The organism is Anaerobiospirillum sp. NML120449 (assembly GCF_023051105.1).
Lineage (GTDB): Bacteria > Pseudomonadota > Gammaproteobacteria > Enterobacterales > Succinivibrionaceae > Anaerobiospirillum.
The window spans coordinates 19,241-28,980 of sequence record NZ_JALKIL010000050.1; the positions used below are offsets into that span (position 1 = coordinate 19,241).

2 protein-coding genes are annotated in these 9,740 nt (G+C 52.7%); both read left to right on the plus strand.

Translation table 11 applies throughout. The features are described from left to right. The first annotated feature begins 70 nt into the window (after positions 1-70). Positions 71-5,500 (plus strand): UvrD-helicase domain-containing protein, encoded by a 5,430-nt coding sequence (locus tag MXE41_RS11430; protein ID WP_247100580.1) that lies wholly within the window; start codon positions 71-73, stop codon positions 5,498-5,500. 129 nt (positions 5,501-5,629) lie between these two features. Further along, on the plus strand, positions 5,630-9,100 hold the full coding sequence (locus MXE41_RS11435) for an AAA family ATPase (protein WP_247100581.1): 3,471 nt from the start codon (positions 5,630-5,632) through the stop codon (positions 9,098-9,100). The last annotated feature ends 640 nt before the right edge of the window (positions 9,101-9,740 follow it).

Consider the following 9,740-nt stretch of genomic DNA (forward strand, 5'->3'; position numbering starts at 1 on the left):
CATCATATCCGCTGCGCAATGCCTGAGCGGCATCAGCTGGAAGTAGAAAGTATCAGATAAGGATCAAGACATGAGCAGCAGAAAATCAGGACCAGCAACAAAGCCTCTTGATGTCATGAAGTTCAAAATGGCTCAGCCATCGCTCATTGAGGCCAGTGCCGGTACCGGTAAGACCTATACCATTACCAATCTGGTACTAAGAGCCCTTCTTGGTGTGGGTAAGAAAGAGAACAATCTTGATCGTCCGCTGCAGATAGACGAGCTGCTCATCGTAACCTTTACCAATGCAGCCACCTCTGACCTGCGTCAGCGTATTTATGAGCGTATCCGCTTTGCACGTACCTGCATTGAGGAATTCATCAGTTTTGCCATGTCCCATGTCAATGACGCCCTTGCTCTGCGCTCGGACAATATCGTCATGGACAGCGAAAATGTGGCCCGCAAGATAAAGAAAAAGGCCGGAAGCCTCAAAAAAACAGGCAAGGGTACTGGCAAGATCAGTGGCAGCAGCAAGGAAAGTGGCAAGGGCAGCGGCAAGGGAGGAAGCAGCGGTAAAAACGCCGCTTCAGTAAGAGTAAAGTCCCGCAATGGCGTGGGCCTGGACGGAGACAGCTATGAGTATCTTGACGGGGCGGGCGCTGCTGATGAGAGCAATGTCATTGATGAGGAGCGTCATGCCTTAAGTCAGGCCCGCAATTACTCCGATGAGGAGCTGCAGGATATCCTCATTGAGATCAGGGTAGCTGACGCTCTGGCCAAAATTGATATTCACGATGATGTTATTACCTCAATTATTGAGGATCTACTTGATCGTAATGACACTCCGCTGCGCCAGGCGGCTCTGATTCTGGTACGTGCTGAGCGTCGTATCAATCAGGCCGCTATCTGTACCATTCACTCTTTCTGTAACAGCACTCTGACTCAGATTTATGCTCTGGAGTCAGGTGAGGCTTTTAATACTGAGCTCAGAACCGATCTTGCCGACCTCGAGCATGAGGCCTGGTATAACGTCTGGCGCCGCCTGTTCTATCGCAATGACAGTTCTGCCGTGCTGCTCAATATGATGGGTACTGCCGAGCCTGAGGGGCTGCAGAGTGTTATTCATCAGCTCAATTCAGTACGCCTGTCTTCACCTCATGAGGGCTTTTACGGTTTTGAACTGTCCGGTTTTGATCGCATTATCAAAGGCTGCGGACTGAGCTTTGATCCGGCTTCAGATCTGGAAGAGCAGTTTACTGCTTTCATTCCTGTTCTGGAGAGTATGTACCATCAACTCAGTGACGTGGTGACTTCACGGGCCCGCGATTTTGTCAAAAACTTCAGTTTTGCAAAGCTGTGTACCTACTTTGATCCTCAGACCTGTGACTTTGGCCCGGCCTTTAACATCACCAGCAAGTTTGCTCTCAGAGGACCGGCCAAACCAATGATTACTGTTCTGGGTGAAGTGCTGTCACTTACCGAGCAGCTCATTGAGTTTGAAAACGGCCGTGAGATTGAAGAGCTCAGAGAGGATGCAGACTGGCGTTTGATGACCTCTGAGATCAACTCGAAAGTTGAGTTCCTGCTCAAGGGCAAGATTAAAAGCGACACCTATGTCTATACAGTGGAAAGCCTGACCAAGAACAAGGCCCAGCCTGAGGAAAGGGCCGTGTTTGAGGAGTTTACCGCTCCTGTTGCGCTTTTCCTTGACGAGGTCAGGGCAGCCGTAGCTCCTTTTGACGTGATGCGCAAAAGCGGCGACATTATGGTGCGCACTCTTACTGCAATATGCATGATTCGCGAGACCGACCGTCTTTGTAAGGAACAGCATGTCATGAGCAATGATGATGTGCTGCGCCGTCTTGATCATGCCCTCAATGGCCGTGGTGCCATGGGTGACCGTCTGGCATGGGCCATACGCTCCCGCTATCCTCTGGCCATGATTGACGAGTTCCAGGATACCGATCCTGTTCAGTTCAATATCTTTACCCGCATCTACCTCAATGAAAAAGCCCTGGAAGAGGGGGCTTACTGCTATCTCATTGGCGATCCCAAGCAGTCGATTTATGCCTTCCGTGGCTCTGACATCAATTCCTATCTTAAGGCCAGGAGCAAGATTGATGAGCTGACCTCAGGCAAGGGTATTTATACCCTGGACACCAATTACCGATCCTCACCTGATGTGGTGGAATCGAGCAATGCTGTCTTTGATACCGTGCTCAATCACGCCAACATCAATCCTTTTGATGACAGCAATATCCGCTTTACCCCGGTAAACTCAGGTCTTGCCAACAGACTCTATGCCCGCATCAAATCCACGGGCAAGGGCAAGGGCAAGGGCGATGCTCAGTTGCTCGATCGCGACTTCAGCATAGACAACATGCAGCGCTACCTGGTAAGCGCCGCCGCTGCAGACACCAGCAGCGATGCTGCTGCCGCTGCTGACGCTGGCGCTGACGCCGCTGGCGCAGCCGCTGCAGACGCCGCCTCCGAGGGCGGCAGCTCATCTTTCCATTCGGTGCTCAGTGGACTTAAGTTTTCCCAGCCAGCCAATACCTACATTGTTGATTCAGGCAGCGACTTTTCCAGTGCCGCAGCTCTGAGGGGCAACTATGCCCGCTGCGCGGCCATGCTGGTAAAGAAAATTCTTAATGACGGCAAAATAGTCAAAGACGGAGTGTCACGTCCAGTCAGGTCGGGTGACATTGCTGTACTGGTACGCTCAGTGTCTGAAAATGACATGATCCAGCAGGCCTTTAAAAAGCTCAATATTCAGAGCGTATATTTCTCTGATCGATCATCAGTGCTCAAAAATGAGGGTGAGCCTACCACTGAGGCCATTGATCTCATGTATCTGATGGAGGCCATGTGTGACTGCACCAGCCGTGAAAAGGTCAGCCGTGTGCTGGGCAGCCAGCTGCTGTCTCTTACCACAGAGCAGTTCAAGGCCAGAGTTTCAGGTGACAGTTTTGAAAAGGAAGTAGCCATACTGCAAAGCTGTGCTCATACCTGGGCAGTCTATGGCTTTATGCCGGCTTTTCTGCAGTGGGCCGATCACAGTGACCATCAGGTCAGCACCCGACTGTTACGTCAGACAGGAGGTGAGCGTCTTTACACCAACTACACCCATGTAGCCGAGATCATTCAGTCAGCTCACAATCACAAGGTGGGTATCCAGTCACAGCTGCACTGGTTCATTACCACCCTGGAGCGTCCGGTAAGCGAGTTTGATTCTGACGACATACGCAAGCGTCTGGAGTCTGAGCAGGACCAGGTAAAGGTCATGACTATCCACAAGTCCAAGGGTCTTGAGTTCCCTGTGGTCATCATGCCTAATCTGTGGATCTGGCAGAGGGAGAGCAGCCGTGACTCCTCCACGGTCAAGTTTTATGACGCTGAGGAGGCCCAGCACATGGTTCTGGACTTTGAGCCGCAAAGAACGGTCAACATTACCCGTACTCTGCCAGTGGTAGACAGCACTCCTGCAGATACGGGCAAGGTTATGTCCGTGCAGTCAAGGTCAACTCCAAAGGATCTGAGCGAAGATGAAGAGCGTCGTGAAAACACCCGTCTTCTGTACGTGGCCATTACCCGAGCCCGCTATGCAAACTTTATCTTCACAGGTGGTGTAAGCCGTCTGTCCAGCAACATGGTTCCGTCATCACTGGCTGCCATGCACGGCAGGACCGATCTTGCCAATGTCATTGACGAGAGCCGTGACAACATGGTCTGTCCTGCTCCGCATGGCAACAGCGCCGATCATCAGCTGCTGTTAAATGCTGCTGCAGCCATGCCTGAGGCCTTTACCATTCTCGATGGCAAAACTCTGGACGATGACTATCAGATCCTCGCTGACAGGCTCAATCCGCTCAGCTCAGCCACCACCGACCCCGCCGCAGCTGACGCCGCTGACAGCGTCGCCTCCGCCGACAGCGTCGCTGTCGCTGCGCCTGCCGCAGATGCTGCTGCAGGCAGTGCCAGCAGCCGTGAGTTCACTGATGAGCAGGAGCGGCTCGATGCTGAGCAGTTTGAGGTGCTCATCAGTAATAAGCAGAGCATTGCCCAGTCATTCCTGATGCGCAATGCCATTGACTCAAGCTTTAACATTGCCTCGTTTTCAAGCATTGTTAAGGGCGTGAAGAGCCCGGGCAATCCAGGTGGTGCTGATGGCAGTGATGAGGACAGAAGCGATCGCGGCAGCAGCGATGATACCGACTCTTCATCACAGGCCCGCATCGCCCAGCAAAATGGCGGCTACGACTTTGATGATCCTCAGTCAATTCTTTCTGAGCAGTACTGTGATGACAGCCCGGCCATAACCGGACCTTGTGTCAGCGTCAATAAGAAGTGCAGCCGTGAGCTGCAAAGCAAGCCTGAACTGTCATGGTCAGCTCTTATGAACAGCAACTGGCACAGCGGCATTTATCACAACTACACAGGCTTTCGTGAGGAGATTGCTCTTGATAAGCCGCTGTATGCCACCTTCCCGCGTGGCAACAATGCCGGCTCATTCATGCACGATGTGCTGGAGCACATTGAGTTTGAAAAGATCAGACAGGAGGGCTTCCAGACTCATCTGAACCTTAATGTAGTTCCTGAAGTGGTTAACAGTTCGCGCTACAGCTCGGTACTGCGCCTGGTGTCTCAGGACAGTAATCTCACTCACAAGCCGCTGTCCGAGTGGTTTAACGATGTGGTCGAGGCCCCAATTGTTCAGGGCAAATACCACACTCTGGCCCTTGCGGATCTTGAGCCTGTCTCCTATGAGCGTGAGATGAGATTCCTCATGTCCAACAGATTTCTGCAGAGCTCAAAATTAGACGTGCTCTGTCGCAGGGTGGCAGCCGATCTGCTGCCTCATGATCTGCAGTACCTCAAAAACGGCCTCAGACTGAGCCCTTCTGAAATCAGAGGTTTTATTACCGGCTCTATTGACCTTGCCTGCCGCTTTGATCTCAATGCCCGTCTGCAGCTGCGTGAGCGTCCTGACCTTTATGCCAGCCTCGACAGTGAGAGCGCTGACAGCATCAGCCGTCAGCTTAAAGCAGCCCGCACTGCCAGACTCAATGGTGTGGCAAATCTCAGTGAGTGCGATCCTGAAATGTTTGCTGATGCCAGCTTTGAGCAGGTTCGCAGACAGTGTGTTTCTGACGAGGGCCGCTGCTGGCGCTACTACGTTATTGACTACAAATCCAACTATCTGGGCGACAGCTATGAGGACTACAGCCGTCATAACATGATTTCGGCCGTGTACAAGCATCGCTACGATCTGCAGTTCATGATCTACACCCTGGCCCTGTACCGTCATCTCAAGCGTCGTATGGCCATTCCATTTGATGCCGGCTATGAGCAGCTGCGCGAGTTTTATGACAGCAATGTGGGCGGTGTGCTCTACCTCTTCCTGCGCGGCATGAAAGCCAACTATATGCGTGACGCTCTTTCAAGCGGTGTGTTCTCAACCCGTCTTGATTTCAGCGTGGTCTACGAACTCGATCAGATCCTCTCAGGCGCAGAGCACTAACTGCCACAGCCGAGCGTGCCAGCTGGCCCGCCTGCCACGTCGGCAAGGCCCTGCGGCCAGGGCGGCCAGTCGGCGGCGCCAGAACCCTTAACAGAATATTTGGATTACCTCAGACGAGCCCAATCTGTCATGACCAGAGATCATCAGGCCCCTCAATCAGCAGCTGAAGGAATGGAAATCATGTCCCCTGAAAACAAAGAAAGTTCAGACAAGGTAACTGGCAGCTCAGCTGCAGCCACCAGGACTGCCCGCACCAGAAAAAGCACTGCCAGTGCCGCATCAGGCAGCCGTACCAGGAGCTCCAGAGCAAAGACCAAAGCAGCCGCTGCAGCAGCTGCTCCTGCACCAGATCCATCCCTGGCATCGTCAGCACCTGAGTTCCCTGCCTCCCAGGCATCTTCGGAATCTCCGGCAGCTGATACGGAACTGATAGCTGGCCGTCAGACCATGCTCTTTGCAGACAGCAATGAAGGTGAGGACGATTTGGATACCATGTTCAGGCGCCGACTGAACGAGGAAGTTTTCCATGCTGCCAGTTCCACCACAGCTCCAGTCACCAGCCCGGGCACAGCCTCCAGCCAGCCGCAGTCCCTTGAGGACATTGATGGCCCGCTTTTTGACGGCATTGACAGGTCAGAGCCTGTATATGGTGACCCTGGCCATGTGTATCATCAGGACGCTCATATGTATCATGAGGATGTCCCCCAGTATCATGACGATGTCCACGGGTATCCTGAGGATAGCCAAGGGTATCCTGATGAATCATATGAGGCGTACAGCTCTGATTATCAGCCATATGTAGCTTTAAACAGTGCCAGTGACAGAGCAGCTCTCAAGGAGCTGATGACTTTCTACGATCTCAGAAAACATCAGGACCCGGATTTTTCTGCTCAGGATCGTGAAGATGCAGCTCTGACCGCCAGGGAAAAGACCATTGTCAGACGCGCCCTGTCTCGTAACCGTGAGCCTGCCGGTGAGCTGCTGACAGCTGCCAGCGATGCTGCCCGCCGTGATGAGATGCGTATCAATATGGCCCGCTTCTGCTATGCCCCTGAGGAACTCTACGGTGAGCGCAGCTGGTTTGAGCCTTATGAAAGCTCTCCTCTGTCCAGTGAAACCAGCTCCGGTTTTAACGTGTATTTCTCCCAGGCAGACGCCCGTGGCCTTGTTGAGCTGGCCCGCAGCTGTCCTCATATTGAGCGTATGGATGTGGCTTTTGTAGAGTATCTGCAAAGTCATTTCCCTATGGCCTGCAAATATGATCAGCAGTCATTTAATGTGGTGATCTTTGCTCTGTTCTCACAGATGAGCGATGGCCATATCTGTATTAATCTGAACTCAGTTACCAGCATTTATGAGTGCATCAGCCACTGGTGCGATCTGGCAGCTGATCTGGAGCGTCGCAACCAGCCTGCAGAAGAATTAAGACAGTTCATATATCTTGCCCAGTACTATGCTCCATCAGGTACAGAGGCTCTGAAAAAGCTGTTGTCACGCTCGGTGGCAACAGGCAGCGCCCATGAGAATAACTCACCTCTTGTCTTTGATCTGGACCGTTTGTACATACGACGCTACTTTGATTACGAGCGCCAGATAGCCAGTTACATCAAAAATGTCACCCATATCGAATTTGATGAGGCTAAAAAGGAGCGCCTGAGAGAGCTGATTGCCATTCTCTTCCCAAAACAGGAGGATGTTCCGGGCGTCAACTGGCAGATGGTGGCTGCTGCCATGTCTGCTACCTCCCGCTTCTCTGTTATTTCAGGCGGTCCTGGTACCGGTAAGACCACCACAGTGCTGCGCATTATTCTGATGCTTATCTGCATTGATGAGCGCAATCGTAAGATTAAGATGTGCGCCCCTACCGGCAAGGCTGCTGCCCGTATGGGTGAGTCCATTGCCCGTCAGCTTAAGAGCGCGTCCATCCGTAAGACCATAGACCAGCTCGCTGCCCTTACCGGCATGAGCTCAGAGCAGATTTGCTCTTTTATTCCTACTGAAGCTGTAACGGTAAAGCGCCTTATCAAGAGTGTTCCTAACCGTGCCACCCCGGTATTCAATGCCGAGCGTCGCCTGGTATGTGATGTTCTGGTGGTCGATGAAGTTTCCATGCTCGACATGGCTCTGTTCTACCGTCTTATAGCTGCCCTTGAAAACCAGTGTCAGCTAATCATGCTTGGTGACAAGGATCAGCTCTCCTCTGTAGAGGCCGGTGCAGTTCTTGCCGAACTGTGCGCCTGTCTGCGCTACGATCCGGACAGCCGTATCACCAGAGAGAATCTCGACTTTATCTGCTATCTGACAGGCTACAGACCTGAGGAGCTGCTCACTGCCGGTCTTGCAGATCACGTGGCTTTACTGCAGTACAGTTACCGCTCCCGTGATGTACCGCAAATCGGTCAGCTGGCCAGCCTGGTCAACAAGCCCCTTGATCAGGATGAGTCAGCTGCCGACGAGCAGTTCAGAGGTACCATTCTTGATTATCTTGAGGCTGAGGAGAGAAAGCGCGAGAGCCTGGTACAGGGGATTCTTGATCTGGAGGGGGCGGATAAGGAGAGCGATGCTGTTCAGCTGCGCACTCAGGAAGTGCTCGATCTTATTGCTCAGGACAAGCTTCATGCTGTTGATTTTGTACCTCTGCTTTCTCAGGGGGAGAGCGCTGATCCTCTTATGCAGGCTGCTGCAGCTGCTGCCGGCATCAGGACCTCAGCAGGCCTGAGTCACGACCATGCAGCCGAGGAGTTCTGTATTCACTTTGCCCGCAACTGCGTACGTCCAGGCTGCAGCGACAACTATGCTCCTTTCCTTGAGTATCTGCAGAGCCGCAACTTCACGGTCTCTTCAGATCCTGAGGAACTTGAGGGCATTTTCAGACTCATGGATCAGTTCCGTGTGCTGTGCTCCAACCACAGCGGTCACTTTGGTGACATCAGGGTAAACCGCCACATTGAGCATGAGGTTAAGAACACCTATCTGCGCGAGTACGCCATTGGTAATGAAGAGCGCTTCTTCCCGGGACAGATTGTGCTCATCACTAAAAACGATAATGTCCTCAACCTGGTAAATGGCTACGTAGGTTTCTGCGCCTTTCTCAAGGATGACGCCACCACTGCCACTGGCGCAGCCCCGTCGGCCGGCGCCGACGGCAGTGCGCCAGCGGAAACTGCCACCGCAGCAGCAGGCGCAGCCGCCTCCGCACCGTCCACAGCTGCTTCCGCAGCCGCAACCGGCCGGAGCCGCCGCCAGAAGATCAGGCTTGATGATGGCGGCCGCCGTCTGAGAGTATTCATTCCAATGGGTATTGTAGAAAGGGATGGTCGCAGCGTGCTTGACGTGAACATCATCAGCCCTATGCTGCTTACCAGCTGCGAGTCCGGTTTTGCCATGTCAGTTCACAAGTCTCAGGGCTCTGAGTATGACCGCGTATGCATCATGCTCTCAGATCGTCCAAACCGTGTTCTGACCCGTGAACTTGTCTATACAGCCATAACCCGTGCCAAGAAGTCTGTACAGCTGCTCGGTCCAAAGGCCTCTCTGTCCAGCTCTCTGGCCAGATCAGTTGAGCGCGCCAGCGGTCTTGCTCTGCGTCTGCGCAACTGACCTCCATCTTCATACCTTAAACCAGCTCAGCGTCACCGCTGATCTGGCAACCAGTGACCGAAGGCAGCCGCAAGGCTGCCTTCGGTCTTTGAGATCGGCCGGTCTGCAATCAGCAGCCACGAAGTGTAAGAGCCACCTGTGCAGCAGCCCGTACAGCAGAAGTGCCACCTGTGCCGCAGTACCAGCTGCTGAAGAGGCTCCTGGGCGACAGCACCAGCCGCTGAAGAGGCAAGACGCAGCGTTAAGGTATGGGCATGACACCAGAGCAGAGGAAAGGGGAGGAAAACAAAACGAAACCAGTTGAGGAGGAAGAACAGGAGGGGCAGATGATGGGAAAAAAGAGAGGCTGAGAGGATTAAGGGGGCAGAAAATGGTGAAAATGCCATATTTAAACTTTTGATCGTAACGCCCAGGGGAAGAAAAGTTAAGCTGCAAAAGTCGATATAAATCGCATTTTTAGAAGAAAGTTAAAATTTTTTTAAATTTTTTGTGAAAAAAGTGTTGACCCTGTGTTGAAAATCATTAAAATACGTTTCCGCTGTGACGCACTGAGCGAATCAGCTGCAAAAGCCCAGCGCTTTGAAGTTCTTTAAAAATCAGATAAGTACAGACAATCTGTGTGGGTTCTTTAAGTTAAGAA

What these genes read in the sequence shown, in the direction of transcription:
- MXE41_RS11430 (WP_247100580.1), top strand. Translation starts at nt 71, where the DNA reads ATGAGCAGCAGAAAATCAGGACCAGCAACAAAGCCTCTTGATGTCATG.
- MXE41_RS11435 (WP_247100581.1), top strand. Translation starts at nt 5,630, where the DNA reads ATGACCAGAGATCATCAGGCCCCTCAATCAGCAGCTGAAGGAATGGAA.